The sequence below is a fragment of the Verrucomicrobium sp. BvORR106 genome (assembly GCF_000739655.1).
Classification (GTDB): Bacteria; Verrucomicrobiota; Verrucomicrobiia; order Verrucomicrobiales; family Verrucomicrobiaceae; genus Verrucomicrobium.
On sequence record NZ_BATR01000025.1, the window covers coordinates 1 to 15,884 of the forward strand.

General features: G+C 63.0%; 10 protein-coding genes. 4 read left to right on the forward strand and 6 right to left on the reverse strand.

The window, feature by feature from the left end:
• Positions 1 to 502: 502 nt before the first annotated feature.
• Entirely contained in the window at positions 503 to 3,472 is a 2,970-nt protein-coding gene (locus tag BV106_RS04420) for a PQQ-dependent sugar dehydrogenase (protein ID WP_038161082.1), read from the reverse strand.
• 234 nt (positions 3,473 to 3,706) lie between these two features.
• On the opposite strand from BV106_RS04420, the gene BV106_RS04425 reads away from it, so the two are divergent.
• The 3 genes from BV106_RS04425 (at position 3,707) to BV106_RS04435 (ending at position 7,808) form a co-directional block, all read left to right on the forward strand.
• Positions 3,707 to 4,204, forward strand: coding sequence for a nuclear transport factor 2 family protein (locus BV106_RS04425; protein ID WP_038161085.1), 498 nt, complete (start codon positions 3,707 to 3,709; stop codon positions 4,202 to 4,204).
• Positions 4,205 to 4,289: 85 nt separating this feature from the next.
• Positions 4,290 to 5,159: an aldo/keto reductase gene (locus tag BV106_RS04430; protein ID WP_038161088.1), complete on the forward strand. Its 870-nt coding sequence runs from the start codon at positions 4,290 to 4,292 to the stop codon at positions 5,157 to 5,159.
• Positions 5,160 to 5,291: 132 nt separating this feature from the next.
• The gene (locus tag BV106_RS04435) at positions 5,292 to 7,808 is read left to right on the forward strand and encodes an AMP-binding protein (RefSeq protein WP_038161092.1); all 2,517 of its coding nucleotides are present in this window, start codon (positions 5,292 to 5,294) and stop codon (positions 7,806 to 7,808) included.
• Positions 7,809 to 7,810: 2 nt separating this feature from the next.
• On the opposite strand, the gene BV106_RS04440 is transcribed toward BV106_RS04435, so the two are convergent.
• Positions 7,811 to 9,169: a LeuA family protein gene (locus BV106_RS04440; protein ID WP_051945052.1), complete on the reverse strand. Its 1,359-nt coding sequence runs from the start codon at positions 9,167 to 9,169 to the stop codon at positions 7,811 to 7,813.
• A gap of 265 nt (positions 9,170 to 9,434) precedes the next feature.
• On the opposite strand from BV106_RS04440, the gene BV106_RS04445 reads away from it, so the two are divergent.
• Entirely contained in the window at positions 9,435 to 10,490 is a 1,056-nt protein-coding gene (locus tag BV106_RS04445; protein ID WP_038161179.1) for a zinc-binding dehydrogenase, read from the forward strand.
• Positions 10,491 to 10,672: 182 nt separating this feature from the next.
• Here the strand turns inward: BV106_RS04445 and BV106_RS04450 are convergent, their stop codons facing one another.
• The 4 genes from BV106_RS04450 to BV106_RS04465 form a co-directional block, all read right to left on the reverse strand.
• Positions 10,673 to 10,915 carry a hypothetical protein gene (locus tag BV106_RS04450; protein ID WP_038161094.1) on the reverse strand — a complete coding sequence of 81 codons (243 nt, stop codon included), beginning with the start codon at positions 10,913 to 10,915 and terminating at the stop codon, positions 10,673 to 10,675.
• A 220-nt stretch (positions 10,916 to 11,135) separates the two neighbouring features.
• Positions 11,136 to 12,341, reverse strand: coding sequence for a sialate O-acetylesterase (locus BV106_RS04455; protein WP_038161096.1), 1,206 nt, complete (start codon positions 12,339 to 12,341; stop codon positions 11,136 to 11,138).
• A gap of 36 nt (positions 12,342 to 12,377) precedes the next feature.
• Positions 12,378 to 13,781 (reverse strand): DUF1552 domain-containing protein, encoded by a 1,404-nt coding sequence (locus BV106_RS04460; protein WP_038161098.1) that lies wholly within the window; start codon positions 13,779 to 13,781, stop codon positions 12,378 to 12,380.
• Between the two features lie 29 nt (positions 13,782 to 13,810).
• Positions 13,811 to 15,820 (reverse strand): DUF1592 domain-containing protein, encoded by a 2,010-nt coding sequence (locus BV106_RS04465; RefSeq protein ID WP_265595329.1) that lies wholly within the window; start codon positions 15,818 to 15,820, stop codon positions 13,811 to 13,813.
• Between the last annotated feature and the right edge of the window lie 64 nt (positions 15,821 to 15,884).

Genomic DNA, 15,884 nt, shown 5'->3' on the forward strand with positions numbered 1-15,884 from the left:
GCGCACGCATCCTTGCGTGCTGTTCGCGGCATCTTGCCGCGAACGTCAGACAGCACATGACATCGCATCCGCCTGAGGTGGAGGTGTTGATGGCAGTGGGGAGAAAGCGAATGCTGCCGGCCTTCCCACCTGATCATCCTCTACGGAGTTACCCAACGTTGACTCGCTTAGGGCTCGTCCAACGTTGGGCTGTGCTACAGATCCCATACTGGGATCAACAACAGCGACTTCGTCGCCAGGTGCTGATTGCATAAGAGCGTCTGCACACCAACCGGCCTCCGACTTCAGAAGCCGTCTGTGCATCCATGAACCCAAGCACAACCTTCACCTGGATGCGAAGCATCTTTGGAGTGCGCGCGGGAACCGCCGCTTTCGCCAGGCCTTGTGACGCCTCGAACCCTTCGTCAGCCGCCGGATTCCACGCCCGTCCAGTCTTCCTATGTCCGCAACCGGCCCAGCGCGCCCCTTTTGCTCCAAGGCACGGATGGAAATCCCCCGCCGTTCAATGGTCCCTCAACCGTACCCTGAAGAACTGGCGGCTGCCCTCAGCAGGCCCGGTGAGGGTCACCGGCCCGCCGGCCTGGGGAAGGCCGCTGTTGCCGGGCACATCCCAGTAGAACCAGTCGGAGAGGTTGGTGGAGGTCTCCACCACGGCGGAACGGTTGGGCGGGACGCTGAAGGTGACCGTGATGGTGTCTCCGGCGGGGCCGGTCACGGCGGGTTCTACCTTGAAGAAGCTCGCCCCGTCCAGAGGCGAGGTAGAGGCCAGATATTCGGCCGTGTTGTTCACGCCGTCGTTGTCCGGGTCGGCAAGCGGGTCGCCATTGGTGGAGTTCGATGAGCCAAACTGTTGCAACCGCCAGTCCGCAAAAGTCTGCCGGGTGGGCAGGCTGCTGCTGATCCAGGTCGTGAGCAGGTCAATCGCCTGGGTGTCCAGTTGATTGCTGCCGATGGGGGGCATGCGGGTGAAGCCATTGGTCACAGCCAAGCGATTGAGCAGCACCGAGTGCGCGGTATCGCCCGGCACGACCAGCTTGTTGACGATGCTGCCGCCGTTGTTCACAGCAGTGCCATTGATGAGACCGGTCTGGTCCAATGCCAGCTCAATGCGGCCATCCCAGGCGGCAGGCGCGGCGGAACCACCCGCCATGTGACAGTAGGCGCAGTTCACCGCCAGATAGCTGCGCACGCGGGATTCCACCGGCTGACTGACTTCGTCAAGGCGCACGTGCCGGGGCAGCACATTGGGTGCCTCCGGGGTATTGGTGAAATAACCTGCGCCACTGAGCAGGGTGAGCAGGTTCCCGCTGAAGCCGTTCACCGTCTGGGAAAGGTTGAGCTGGCGAGTACTGAAGGACAACGCATGTCCTGCCTGAGAGGTGTGACAAATCATGCACTCGGCCCGGCTGGGAATGCGCCATCGCTGCACGACCGGGTTGCCTCCCGCCGTGATGTTGACATCAAACTCCACACCCGCATCCGGCACCAGGGTGGCCTCCGTCCCAGCATCGTTCCAGCGGTAGCTCACGCCGTAGGCCCCTGAAGCGTTCTTCACCAACACCCGCGTTTCCAGCCGCTTGTTCGTGGTGGGATTGTCGCGGTTGAGCGGCAGATCGAAATGCTTCACCCAGATCTGGCCACTCGGGAACGTCCACTGCCCATCTCGACTCCAGGTCATGGTGGCCCCAGCGGTGGGAATGCTGAACCAGCGGTTCTTTACCGCATGATCGCTCCAGAAGGCCAGATTCGGCGCATAGGGCAGCAGACCGGGTGAGGGAGACAGATCCGACAGATCCGCAAACAGGCCCGTGGCACTCAGCGTGTCTGGATAGGTGCCCGTGGCGGCCGTGGAGGTCAGGCGGAGCAGGCGGCCGTCATTGTGATCCACCAGCAACACATCCTGATTGGAGGGATCTTTGCCGAAGGCCACCACGCTGCCTTCGCCCGCGATGCGGGCGACTGTGGGTGGCCCTGAAACATTGCGTACCAGACTCCAGATGTGTCCTGACACATGATCAGAGAAGATGTAGGCACCGATGAGGTTGGAATGACGCGTGCCACGATACACCACGCCGCCTGAAACCGAGTTGCCCTTGAAGTTCGCGTCCCCTCCGCTCACACCCGTATGCACATACTCATAGAGCGGCGGTGTATGGTACAAGGAGTCAAAATTCGCCGGGGCCTGGCCCGACTTGGCTCCGTTGTGTGCCCCCTCCCGGTAGGCCCAACCGTAGTTGCGACCCTTGGTGATGATGTCGATTTCCTCATACGTGTCCTGCCCCACATCCGCCAGCCAGAGCTCGCCCGTGACGGAATCAAAGGAAAAGCGCCAGGGATTGCGAAAGCCCACGGCCCAGAACTCCGTGCGGATGGCCGAGGTGTTGGCAATGGTCACACCGTTGAAGGTGGTCGCGCCCACGTACGGATTGTCCGGCGGCACCGCATAGTTTGCCACCCCTCCCGTCAGGACCACTGCTGCATGCGCGTTGGGCGCCAGGCTGCCGGGTTTCTTGTCTACATCGATCCTTGCCACGGCGGAGAAGAAGTCCTTGGTGATGGTCTGGCTGTTGTTCAGCGAGTCGTTCTGATTCCCCTCGTCCCCAAGGGAGATGTACAGATAACCATCCGGTCCGAAGTGAATGTCACCGCCATTGTGATTGGGAGCATCGTCTCGCTGCTGGATGAGCACCACCTCGGTGCCAGCATCAGCCACATTGGGGTCCGTGGCACTGGTGGTGAAGCGGGAAACACGCTCGTAGGTGATGCCGCCGGTGGTGACAGAATAGAAGAGGTAGAAGTATCGATTCGTCGCGTAGTTGGGATGAAACGCCAGCCCCAGCAACCCTTGCTCGCTGGAGGTGCTGAGGGTCTCCCCCCGTGTTCCGAGCAAATTGGGGAGATTCAGAAAGGTGGAAACCACAGGCGGGGTGGCCGTTATGTCCTGAACCAGACGCAGCAGCCCGCCTTTCTGGCAGACAAACACCCGCCGCGTCTCCCCGGGCGGTGTGGCGATTGCCGTGGGCGAAGCGAGCCCAGTCACGACTGGCGTGAGCTGCACGGCCAGCGGGGGCGGCGTAGCCGGGACATTGAAGATGCCGGAGATGCGCAGGCTGTTGGAGAACGCCACCGTCACGGTGGCCGTGTTCGACGTGCCCTCCGCGCTGGTCACCCGGTAGGCGAATGAGTCGCTGGCCGGGGCACCTGACTGGTGCGTGTAGAGAATGCGGCCAGTGCTGTCCGGGACGGCGCTGCCCGACTGCGGAGCCTGCATGATGGTGACCGTCGGACTGCTCACGTTCCCGGTATCGTTGGCAAGCACCGCGATCCGGGTTTTCTGCAGGTGATGCATCACCACCGAGTCATTGACCGCCACGGGCGGTGCTGCCTGGAGCTGGAAGGCGAATGTGAATGCGAATACGAGCGGACCGACAGACGCCAATCCGTGGCGGAGTGAGGGCCGGGGGAGTTTCATGGCAGCAGGGGGCATGCGACGGCGGGTCGAGTATACGAAGACTGGCTCTCCGAGCACAAGTTCGGTTCGAGTACGGGTTTGGATGTAAGGGAGTCGCCCCAGCCCTCGCCCGAACTCCCACGCGCTGCGAAGAAAAAGCGCGGCCCTCCTGTCACGATTTTGCGACACCTCCCAATGGGCCTGTAGCGCACCCGCGCCCTGAAGAAAACACCTCCCACCCCTATCCCAAAAAACATGAAAACCACTCTTCAACGCCTGCTCATCGGTCTCCTCCTTTGCACGGGCCTGCGGGCCACCGTCAGCCCCGCCCTCGCCTCAGGTCCCTCTAGCAACAAAGCGGCCGTGCAGGCCGCCTTCGATGCCTGGCGGGCTGGCACCGGCGGCCCTTTCACCCTACTGGCCCCGGACGCCACGTGGACCATCACGGGCAACTCCATTGCCGCTGGGACCTACCCGTCGCGAGACGCCTTTATCAATGAGGTAATCAAGCCCTTCAACGCCCGCCTTGCCAAGCCCCTCGTGCCCACCGTGAAGGGACTCTATGAGGACGGGAACACGGTCATCGCCCTCTTTGACGGCGAAGCTCTGGCCCTGGATGGCAAGCCCTACCGCAACACCTATGCGTGGTTCATGGAAATGCACGAAGGCCGGATTGTCAAAGTGACGGCGTTCTTTGACGCACCCGCCTTTGACGACTTCTGGAAGCGTGTCGCTCCCAAACCAGCCCCCTGAACGACATCCATGGGAGAATACCGCCCGCACGCCGTCCGTACACGTATGACTGCTTGCACCCCCTGAGCACCTCTCTCTTCCTGCCATGAACCCTTCTGACCCTCCCGCCGCCCGCAGCGGCACCTTCCTCATCGGTGGCGATCTTCCTGTCCACCGTCTCGGCTTCGGCGCCATGCGCATCACTGGTCCCGGCATCTGGGGCCCACCCGCAGACCATGCCGGAGCTCTGGCCGTGCTGCGCCGCACCGTAGAGCTCGGCATCACGCTCATCGACACCGCGGACTCCTACGGGCCGTTTGTCTCTGAAGAGCTGATCGCCGAGGCCCTGCACCCGTACGCCAAGGATCTGGTCATCGCGACCAAGGCCGGGCTGCAACGGCCCGGCCCCGATATTTGGGAGCCCGATGGCCGCCCTGAGCACCTGCGCTCCCGCTGTGAGAGCAGCCTCCAGCGACTCAAGGTGGACCGGATTGATCTTTACCAACTCCACCGGATCGATCCCAAGGTGCCCCTTGCCGACCAGATCGGCACCTTGGCCGAACTCCAACGGGAAGGCAAGATCCGCCACATTGGCCTCTCCGAAGTGTCCGTGAAGGACATCAAGGCGGTGCAACAGCACGTGACGGTGGCCACCGTGCAGAACCGCTACAACCTTGGGGACCGTCACTCTGAGGATGTGTTGCAGTACTGCGAGCAGCAGAACATCGGCTTCATCCCCTGGTATCCGCTGGCCGCGGGAGACATGGCCTCCAATCCCAATGGTCCGCTGCAAAAGGCCGCCCACCAGTACGACGCCACCCCTGGGCAGGTCGCACTGGCCTGGCTCCTGCAGAAGTCACCCGTGATGCTGCCTATTCCCGGCACCTCCAGTGTGGACCATCTGGAGAGCAACACCCACGCAGCCCTGTTGCATCTGGACGACGAGACCATGCAGGCGCTCAGCCAGAGTGTGTGATGCCATTTCAAAACGCGGCGGTCCGGATGCGCACGGGCCGCCGCCCCGTCAGGGTAAGGCATATGGCGAAATTTGAGGCTTGCCAAAGGGAGGCAGCCCTGTCCTTTTTGGACCCGCCCCCCCTGAGCCAGTGTGAATCCCCCGCCCCAACGTCTCTCCAGCCCTCCAGACGCGCGCATCCTCCTCGACGAAGTGGACCTCACGCTGTCGGCCTGCTTTGAGCGGCGGGCAGAGTTTCTACCGACCCGCAAGGCGATTGGCAGCGGAGGCTGGCAGCCAACCTACCAGGAGTTGGATGCCGCCGCCAATCACCAGGCCCATGCCTTGCTCGATCAAGGAGTCGCACCCGGTGACCGCGTGGTGGTGCTCATGCCTCACGGCGGCAAATTGGTGGCGGGAATTCTCGGCGTCATCAAAGCAGGCGCGATCGTGGTGGTGCTGAATCCTACAGATACGCGAGCCCGTCTGGATCAGGTCATGGCAGATGCCGGGCCCAAAGCGCTCCTGACGGACACGCAGTGCCAGGAACTGGCCAGAGGGCTCGCGGGCCCTGTCTGCCCCGTGCTGTGCTTTGAAGATCATCTCTCCACCGATCTCGTGCCCCGTCCCCGAGTGACGCGGTCTGCGGAGGATGTGGCCGTGTTGATCTACACCTCAGGCTCCACAGGACAGCCCAAAGGGGTGATGGCATCGCACCGCTCGTTTCTGCATCACGTGTACCGCAGTTCCCGCGGCATGAACATCCGCTCCGAGGACCGCATGGTGCTGCTCGCATCCCTCGGTGGCATCCAGGGACTGGCGACCATGGCGACCGCCTTGTGCAATGGAGCCACGCTCTACCCCTTCCCACTCGTTGAGCAAGGGGCTGGTCGTCTGGCTTCGTGGATGCAGAAGCACGCCATCACCGTCTATGTCTCGGCGGCATCCATCTTCCGGCAGTTCGTCCGCACCTTGGAGGCAGACTCCAGCTTTCCGCACCTGCGAGTGGTGCGGATCGGAGCAGAGTCCGCCACCTCGGAAGAGTTCGCCCTCTACAAGCGGCACTTCGCCGACCACTGCGTGCTCGTGCATTCCTTCTCCTCCTCAGAAACCGGCAACATGACCCGGCTGCGCCTGACGAAGACGGACTTTCTGCCGGAGGGACGCATGCCCGCAGGCCATCCGGCGGAGGATGTGGACATTCTGCTGACTGGTGAAGACGGCCATCCCGTGTCTGACGATGAGGTGGGTGAAATCGTGATCCGCAGCCGGTACTTGTCTCCGGGATACTGGAACCATCCCACCCTGACCGGAGAACGTTTTTCGCCCTGCCCCTCCGGAGATGGCTCACGCCTCTATCGCACGGGAGATCTGGGACGGTTCACCCCAGACGGGATGCTCTGCGTGATCGGCCGCAAGGACGACCGCATCAAGGTGCGGGGGTTCAGCGTCCACCTTGCCGAGGTGCAGGACGTCCTGCAGCAGCAGCCGGAGGTGGCGCTCGCCGTGGTTTGCCCGCGAACCACCGCCCGGGGTGACACCGAGATCGCCGCCTTCATGGTGCCCCGCGACCGCCAAGTCCCCACCAGCACCTCCCTGCGTGAGGCCCTGCAGTCCCGGCTCGCGGCGCACATGATCCCCTCCGCCATGGTGTTCCTGGAGGCATTTCCTCTAACCCCCACTGGGAAGGTGGACCGGCAGAGGCTCCTGGCGGATCTGGAGATGAGGGGTGCCGCAGATGCGACCGCACCACGCAGCCCCATGGAGGAGCGGCTGGCCGAGATGTGGTGTCGTGTCCTGGACCGCCCTTCCATCGGAGTCTATGAGCACTTCACCGACGCGGGAGGCGATTCCCTGCGGGCGGTGGATCTGATCACAACCCTCTCCGGGGAACTCGGAAAAACGCTGCCCCTGGAATTTCTCCTGCAATACGCCACCATCGCCCAGATGGCGGAGGCACTGGAGTCGGGCGTGGTAAAGTCGGAGCGGGAGCGGGAGCCCTGGTTCCGCTGGTGGAAGGCCACGCTGCTGCCCTTGCGAAAGCAGGGTTCGAGGAATCCCATCATCTTCCTGCCGGGAGGATATGCCAGTGAGAATGAGCTGCTGATCGGAGCCGGCCTCCTGCCGTATCTGGACCTGGAGCGCCCCTTTCTCGGTGTGCGAATGAACCTACACGCGCCGCGAGTGCTCCGCCCTTCTTCCCTGCGTCGCATAGCCCGGCGGATCGCCCGGCAGATCCTGGCATTGCCAGGAGCCGGGCGCCCCCTGTTGATCGGGGAATGCCAGGCCGGTGGACTCGCGTTCGAGATCGCCCAGATCCTCGCTGGCAAGTTGAAGCAGCCCCCGCGCCTCATTCTGCTGGACCCGGCTCTACCGCGCCGTGTCGTCCCCGGAGGCCAGCCCTCCAGCAGTCTGTCCCACCATCCTCCCGCCATCGCCCGGTATTACCAGCTCTCCCGCAGCTTCCAGCCTCGGCCGTATGCCGGGGAGATTCACATTGTCTGTACGGAGGAAACGCAGCGCATGGAGACCTGTCTGACCTGGTGGCAGTCCCACACCCAGTCCACCTGCCACGGGCACACGGTGGCCGGCAACCATGAGACCTACCTCCGCCAGCACCGAAAAGGGCTGGCAAAAATGATCGGTGCCCTCTGCGGCCAGGACGCCTGACGTTAGGAAGCCTCCCCCTCCTGATCGATGCAGTGAATCAGCAGTCCTGCCCCCGCTTTGACACGGCACGCATGAGCCTTCCCCGCCGGGATGAAAACCGTTGCCGGGCTGCTGGCATGGATCACATCTGCTTCGAGCGTGATCTCAGCCTCCAGACCTTCCAGTTTCTCACCGCGTCCGATCAACAGGAAATAACTATCGCAGTCATGCGTGCGGATTGCTGCCAAAGGTGCCGCGGGCGGCTGGTCTGGCAGGATGCGCTCCACCACAATCGTTCGCCGGCAGTCGGGCATCACCCGCCGGTCCAGAAAGACCTGGCGCGAAGGATGCGCACCGTTGTGAAGCGATGCCGCCGTGCTCTCCAGAGGGGAGGTCATGAGCTGGTGATTGATTTCAGGCACCAGGTCCAGCAGCTTCACCAGGTATTCACGTCCCAGCACGGCTGGCGGCAGCCAGTGGTAGGAGTCCGGATCCGTCTCCATCGCCCTCCGGTGGAGCTGCGCGGTATGATGAAACACATGTCTGCCGGTCACCGGTCTGGCCGGATCATGTGGCAGGCGCGCCAGCACCTCCACTTCTTTGCACAGCGCCTGCAACACCTCGGGGTGCTCGAGGGTCCGCAGGGACTCGTAGTGCAAGTTTGCCAGCACCACTGCGGTGTCCGCGATGCCCGCCCGCTCACCAATTCCCAGCAAGGAGCTGGAGACATACCTCGCCCCCGCCCGCACTGCCGCCATCGTATTCGCGACGGCCAGCCCCCGGTCATTGTGCGCATGGATCTCCAGCGGCAGCGGGATGCGTGCGGCGACCGCCGTGACGAGTTCCGTGATGTTCTCCGGTGACGCGCATCCGACCGTGTCCGGCAGGCAAATCCTGTCTGCCCCGGCATCGGCTGCCGCCTGGAAGGCTATAAGCAACTGCTCCAACTCGGTGCGGGTGGCATCTTCCACGGTGAGTCGCACACCCAAACCCAGGGACTTGGCAAACCGGACCGAGCTCGTGATCAACTGAATGACATCGTCGAAGGTCCGGCCACGGAGCCGGGAGCGGAGCGAAAGCGGATTGACTCCGATGAAGATGCCCACGGCCTCCGCCCCTGCGGCGTGGACGGCGCGCACATCCTCTTCAAGTGCCCGGGCGTGTGCGATCATGCGCGGCCGATCCTTCAGCCGGGCCACTGCTGCCACCCTCTCAAACTCCACGGGAGACGCCGAGGGGTGCCCCACCTCCATTTCCTCCACACCAAGGCGTCCCAGCCCCTGCGCGATGCGGCACGACGCCGCAACATTGAACCGGACCAACGGGGCCTGATTGCCTTCGCGGAGCGTGCAGTCTACTAAAATGGGGGGCTGGGGGGACATGGGGGAGGGGTCATGGGAAAGGATGACAGGAGGGTTGTCACCCCTTTTTTGCCATCGGCATGAGAAGACGCAGGCCCGTGGGCTTCCCTCCAAGAAAAAACTCGTGCGGCTGTCACGACTTGCCGCGGCCTCCCAATGGCGGTGTGGCGGACCACCACTCGGGTGGCACGCCTGCCAAACCGGCCTGCCTGTTAAGGCTCCTTTTTGGCCTTCATCCACCCCACCACCCTCAAAATCCAATCCCGACATCCCTATGAAGACCACCATGCTCGCCGCCCGCATGCACGCCTACCATCAGCCTCTCACGCTGGAGGAAGTGGCCATCCCCGACATCCAGCCGGACGAGGTGCTCGTCAAAGTCTCCGCCGCCGGCATGTGCCGCACGGATGTGCAGCTCCTGGACGGTTACTTCCGGCCCTACGCCGAGTCCACGTTCCCGTTGACGCCGGGCCACGAGATCGCTGGCACCATCGACAAGATCGGCAACCTCGTGCCTCCATCCTCGGGGTTCGAGGAAGGTGACCAAGTCGTCGTGGTCGGTGGCTGGGGGGATGGCACCTGCCGCCACTGCCAGAAGGGCAACACACAGATCTGCGGTCACGGACGCTGGCCGGGCTTCGGCCCCTATGGCGGCTATGCCGAATATGTCCCCATCCCCTCCCGTTATATTATCAAAGTGGACAAGCGGCTGGACGCCGCCGAGCTGGCTCCGCTGACCGATGCGGGCCTGACGCCGTACCGCGGCATCAAGAAGCTGCGCGACGCCGGAGCCCTGGGCCCGGATCGGGTGCTCGGCGTCTTCGGCGTCGGCGGCCTGGGTTCCTACGCCGTGCAGTACGCGAAGCTGCTCGGAGGCGGGGCCAAGGTGGTCGCCTTTGCCCGGAACTCCGACAAACTGGCGGTGGCCAGTGAATACGGAGCCGATGCCGTGATCAGCACCAAGGACAAGTCCACAGCCGAAATCCGCAAGGAGCTGGAGAAGGCCGTGGGCCAGGGTGAGCTGGATGCAGTCATTGACTGCGCCGGAGCTCCGGAGTTCATGCGGACCGGGTTCGAGTTGTTGTCCATTGCCGCTCACTACACCGCAGTTGGGCTGGTGGGCGACCGCATCGACATCCCCCTCTTCCCCCTGGTGGCCCGCGAGTACACCCTACACGGCTCCTTCTGGGGCAACTACACCGACCTCAGCGAGGTCATGGCCCTGGCAGCGGCCGGCAAGATCCGCCACACCGTCAAGAAAATCGGGTTCAAGGACATTAATGAGAACCTCGAACTGCTGCGCACCGGTGACATCGTGGGACGCGCCGTGATCACGTATTGAGGCCCCTTATCGCCGTGCCCCGCCCGGTTTTGATGCAATAGACGCATCGGGCCTGGCTGGGTGTGGATCGGGGGCAAGAGACCCTCGACGTCGAACTCGGAGGCACTGTTCGTAGTACAAACTTTAGTTTGTACTACGAACAGCTTCCAAAGCTTCGCCTGTGAAGTCGGTCCATTACCAGTTTACTTCCTGCCCCGAACCCTAAACTGAGGATGAGCCTCTAGATCGACCTCACTGTAGCGCCCCCCTTTCTCCACCGTAATGACCTTGTAGGGGGCAGGCCTGGAGTGCCTTCCCGGCACCTCGTAAACAATCACCACGTAGGTCCTGCCGCCTACCTCCTCTTTCACCCAGGCTTCCTTCACCAGCAAATCGAGATGGAGCGATTGAAAGTGCTGGGTGGCCTGTTTCACACGGGGGTTCATGCTGGAAATTCCCAACCATCTCCTCAGCCATTCCCATGCAAGCATGCTGTATCTTTGCACCTGCGGACGCTGTACTTCTAGCATATTTCGTTGTGCCCGTTGGCATCAAGCCACGAAACCAGAGGACTCGCAGGCAAAGTAGTGCAGCACTTTAGTGCGTCAGTCGAACGGCTCCCGTATCTCAATACCGAGCTAAAGCTCTGGACTACATTCAGCTGCCTCAACGCTGGTCACCCGTCCGCAACAACACCTCCGCGAACGCCTTGCCCATCAGCGCAAAGGTCTTCGCGCAGCCGAGGTAGTGGTAGCCTGCGTTGGAAGCGCCCCGCTTCCACAAAGCCTCTTCCGCGGGCGAGATCAGATCCGCCTCGAACTTCTTCAAGTACTCCCGCTGCTGCACTTCGCTCATGGAGCCATCGGCATTGGCGTGTTTGGCGCTCTTCGTCTTCAGGTAATAACCCATCTGCCGAACCTCGTCACGCTTGTCGGCGATGGCCCCCAACTCTTCCGACCAGAACGGCGCGGTCGGTACGGCGATGACATTGCCCTTGAACTCTGGCAAAGCCGCCGGAGCCGCCATGGCCTCGCGGAAGGCGGCGATGTGCTCGTTTGGTTTGCTCCCTTCGACGCCCATCACCCCGATGACGAAGGGCATCTGAGGGGCATTGATGTCCTTACGCACATCGCGAATGAAGTTGGCCATCAGGCGGCTGTACTCCGCATAGCGCGGGGTGGCATCGCCCGGCTTCGGCAAGGGATACACATCACGGTTCACCATGTCGTTCCAGCCTTGGAGCCAGACCATCCCGGCGATTTCGTAGCCCTGCTTTTCGTCATAGGCCGGGCACACGCGTTTGAGGTCGGAGAGCACGTGCTTCACGTGACCGATCATGAGGCGGTAGTATTCGCCGGACTGGGCCTCGGCATGCTGCCCCTTTTCGACGTCCTTGGCCGTGCGCGGGTACACGCCGGAGCTTGGTGAACGGAAGTCGTGGTACAGTGACTTGCCACCCCACGCCGTTTTGATGATGAGGACCGGCTCCTGGAGCGCCTTGTCCAGGGTCAGTCCAAAGGTGAACTCAGGGCCGATCTTGCCGCCATCTTTCGTGGGGTCCTGGCGCGAGCCATAGCCTGCGGTCAGCTTCCCCAAGCCTTCGCCATTCGTGTCTCCCGCACCCGTGAAATAGGAGATCCAGACATGGTCGCAGACGGTTGGCTTGCCATCCGCACCCCGCATCTGCTGGAGCAGCGGTGCGGTGGCGGCATCGTCCCCGATGTAGTCAAAGGTCTCCACCTTGGCGTGCCCTTCCATATTGGACTGGCCTGCCAGGAGGTAGATCTTGAGCTTGGCCGGAGGGGCGGCGCTGGCGGTGGTACGGATCGCCAGCGGCACCAGCAGGACCGCGAGGAGGAGGAAGAGCTTCATGGCGTGTAGGTACGCGCCACTTCCCCTCTCCTTTCTCTATACCTTCACCATCATCTCCGAGATCTGCTTGGTCGCATTCCCAATCGGGCGGTCCAGCGGCACCCCGGCGCAGGCCAGCAGGGTCGTGAGAAGGTCGCCCTGGGTGCCCTTGGTATCGGCCAGGAAGCGGCCCGTGTTGATGGAGCCACCGCCCTTGCCGGCGATGATGAAGGGCAGGTTCTCGCGGGAGTGTTTGTTGCCATCCTCAAGGCCGGAACCCCACATCATGATGCAGTTGTCCAGCAGGGTGCCGTCGCCCTCCTTCAAGCTGGCCATCTTCTTCACCATGTGGGCGAACTGGGAGATGTTGAACGCAGTGATGGCGGCCACCTTGCCCACCTTGTCCCCCTGGTTGTTGTGATGGGTCTGGGAGTGGTGTTCGTCCTTGAACCCGAGCTCGGGGTAGGAGACGCCGTTGGGGGTGGAGCCGATGTAGGTGCTCACCCGGGTGGTGTCTGTCTGGAAGGCCAGGACGTTCAGGTCACACATGACCTGCATGTACTCGCTGCGCCGGTCGCCTTCCGGGATCCTGATCTCGATGGGCGGGGAGTCGGCATCGTTGCGCCGCCTGGTGCTGACACCCGCCTTCTCCAGCGCGGCCTCCTTCTGACGGAACTCAATGGAGGCGATGCGGCGCTCCAGGGAACGCACGCTGTCCAGATACTCGTCCAGCTTGTGCTGGTCGTTCTGTGGCAGGGTGCGACGCAGGTCCTTGGCCCCGCCGATCACCAGATCGAGCATGCTGCGGTCCAGCGCATCCGACTGGCCGGCACCGCGCCCGTCCCGTCCCTGACCGCTGAAGTCGTTGCTCTTGAAGAGCCGGTTCAGCACATTGCGCGGGTTGATCTCCGCCGGCACGGCCTGGGTGGGTGAGCGGAAACTACAATGCGAGTAGTACCCCTCATTGAGCCCTTCCTGGTTCTCCTTGTGTGTCTGCGGCATGGTGGCCAGCTCCAGGGAGGGCAGCGACGTAAGCCCGCCCACATAGTTGGCCGCGATCTGGTCTGCCGAAATCGCAATGTTGATCTGGTTGCGGCGGTTGGCATCGGGCAGGGTCGCAGTGAGCCAGGTGGAAAGCTCCAGCGCATGAGGCGCGCCGTTGAACGGGGCGATGGGCACACCGGAGATGCCTTTCATCAACAAGCACTGGTCCAGCACCGGTCGCAGGGACTCCAGCGCGGGAGGTGGCGAGGTGAGAAAGCCCTCCGGGCTCGCGGGCCAGAACTGATCCATGATCACCCCATGCGGCATGTACATGAACCCCATCCGCACCGGGGGCTTGTACGCGGCCTTGCCCTTGAGGGCATCTGCCCAGCCCATGGTCTCCAGGAGAGGCAGCGCGAGGGAGGCACCCAGCCCCTTCAAGCAAGTGCGGCGGTCGATCAGAAAGCGGTTTCTCATAGCAGGTGGGGGAAAGGGTTGGCGCGGGGTCAGTTTTGCACGCGGCGGTTCAGAAAAGGATAACTCGTCACCACCTCGGTGATGAGCGTCTGCATGCGGTAGCCGTCCTTGGCGATGGTCTCCATGAGGCGGTCCACCACGATGTCATCATAGCCTTCGATCTGGCGGCACAGCGCATAGGCCAGCAGCTTCTCCGTCAGATTCCGCGCGAGGTCATCAGTGCGGGCAGCGATGATGCCCTTCAGTTCCTTGGGGGTCGTGAAGCGTTTGCCCCCAGGCAGTTCTCCTGCGGCATCAATGGCGCCGCCGGTGTCGTCCTGATCGCGCCAGCGGCCGATGGCGTCGAAGTTCTCCAGGCCGAATCCAATGGGGTCCAGCACCTTGTGGCAGTTCGCGCACACAGAGTTGGTCAGGTGCATCTCCGTGCGCTGACGCAGCGTCATGTTGGCCACCGCATTTTGATCCTGCTTCTCCAGGGCGGGCACATTGGGCGGAGCGGGTGGCACATGCTGCCCCAACACCTGCTCCAGCACCCACACGCCGCGCTTCACCGGGCTGGTGCGATTGGGGAATGAAGTGGTGGCCAGCACGCCGGGCATGCCCAGGATGCCGCCGCGGTTTGCATCCGTCAGCTTCACCTTGCGCATCTCCGGCCCGGAGACGGTCTTCTCCATGCCGTAGAGCTTCGCCAGGGTCCCGTTGAGGAAGGTGTAGTCACTGTCCACCAGGCTGACCACGCTGCGGTTCTCCCGCACCACGCTCTCGAAGAACAGGCGGGCTTCATCATACATGGCGGTCCGGAGTTCACCCGTCATCAGCGGGAACTTCGTGGTGTCGAAGGTCTTGCTCTCCAGCTCCCCAAGCTGAAGCCACTGGGCGCCGAATCCATCGAACAAGGCCCGTGACCGGCGGTCCAGCAGGAGGCGCTTCACCTGACCCTTGAGCACGGCGGGTTCGTGGAGTTTACCACTGTCTGCCAGCTCCATGAGCTCCGCATCCGGCATGGTGGCCCACAGCAGGTAGGAGAGACGGGAGGCGAGCTGGTGATCATCCAGCGGCACGATCTTGCTCCCCGCCGGGGCCTCTGTCGCCGGGGTGATGAAGAGGAACTGGGGAGACACCAGCACCGCCTTGTACATGAGGCGCAGCGCGGCGGGGTAGGTCAGCTTGTTCTGGGTGGCCAGATCAAACACAGCCACCAGCGTGTCCAGTTCCGCCTCGGAGGGAGGGCGGCGGAAGGCGTTGCGAGCCAGCGAGCGCGCCACGTTCCGCGCAGCGGCGCGCGGATCCGCCCCTGGTGCCGGAGCGTCGCCAAAGAGGCGCTTTTGCGTCTCCGTAGGCGGCGCGTCCAGAGGCGCGAGCACCTTGTCCAGCACCTCATTGGCAATCCCGAGGTACTCCTCCAGATGGAGGGGAGAGAGGGTGTTCATGTACCCTTCACCGAACACTTCATCCGGCAGCGCGTGGGCGATGGCCGGATCCACCCCATAGAGATCTCGCAGCGTGTTGCCGTACTCCACCTTCGTCAGGCGGCGGATCACAAAGGGTCCGGGGTCCTTGGGGCTGAGGAACTTCAGCTTGGCAATCCAGTCCACGAAGGCCTGCCGCTCCGCATCAGTCGGCAGGGCATCTTCATCATCCGGCGGCATGTCCTTGCTGTTCACCGTGGCGATGGCCGCCTTCCAGTGCTTGCTGAACGCCACCGCGCCAGGATTCCTCAAGGCAACCTCAAGGTTGATGCCCCCCTTGGAGCGCCGGTTCCCATGGCATTGCTGGCAGTAGTTTTTGACGAAAGGCGTGACGCTCTCGCGAAATGACTTTTTGATCTCGGCCTGGAGCGCCACCAGTTCCGCATCCTCAGCCGACAGAGAGGGAGCTGGCGCGGGGACGGGCTTGGGCGCTGGCGCAGGTGCTGTTGTTTGTGCCTTGGCGGGAGGAGCCCCCGCCCCTGCCGGGGTCGCGGAGGCCAGTTCCTGCCCGGCACACGGAAAAGCCCATGACGTCGCCAGGCCTACACTGAGCAGGAGTCTGGCCTTCATACCACGTTGAAAAACCTCGGAAACAGTCATCTTGAGCTTCAGAAAGAGCACCGTGCTACAAACG

Coding starts and splice junctions, on each gene's coding strand:
- BV106_RS04445 (WP_038161179.1), top strand. CDS start 9,435: ATGCTCGCCGCCCGCATGCACGCCTACCATCAGCCTCTCACGCTGGAG.
- BV106_RS04465 (WP_265595329.1), bottom strand. CDS start 15,820: ATGAAGGCCAGACTCCTGCTCAGTGTAGGCCTGGCGACGTCATGGGCT.
- BV106_RS04420 (WP_038161082.1), bottom strand. CDS start 3,472: ATGAAACTCCCCCGGCCCTCACTCCGCCACGGATTGGCGTCTGTCGGT.
- BV106_RS04430 (WP_038161088.1), top strand. CDS start 4,290: ATGAACCCTTCTGACCCTCCCGCCGCCCGCAGCGGCACCTTCCTCATC.
- BV106_RS04450 (WP_038161094.1), bottom strand. CDS start 10,915: ATGAACCCCCGTGTGAAACAGGCCACCCAGCACTTTCAATCGCTCCAT.
- BV106_RS04425 (WP_038161085.1), top strand. CDS start 3,707: ATGAAAACCACTCTTCAACGCCTGCTCATCGGTCTCCTCCTTTGCACG.
- BV106_RS04460 (WP_038161098.1), bottom strand. CDS start 13,781: ATGAGAAACCGCTTTCTGATCGACCGCCGCACTTGCTTGAAGGGGCTG.
- BV106_RS04440 (WP_051945052.1), bottom strand. CDS start 9,169: ATGTCCCCCCAGCCCCCCATTTTAGTAGACTGCACGCTCCGCGAAGGC.
- BV106_RS04455 (WP_038161096.1), bottom strand. CDS start 12,341: ATGAAGCTCTTCCTCCTCCTCGCGGTCCTGCTGGTGCCGCTGGCGATC.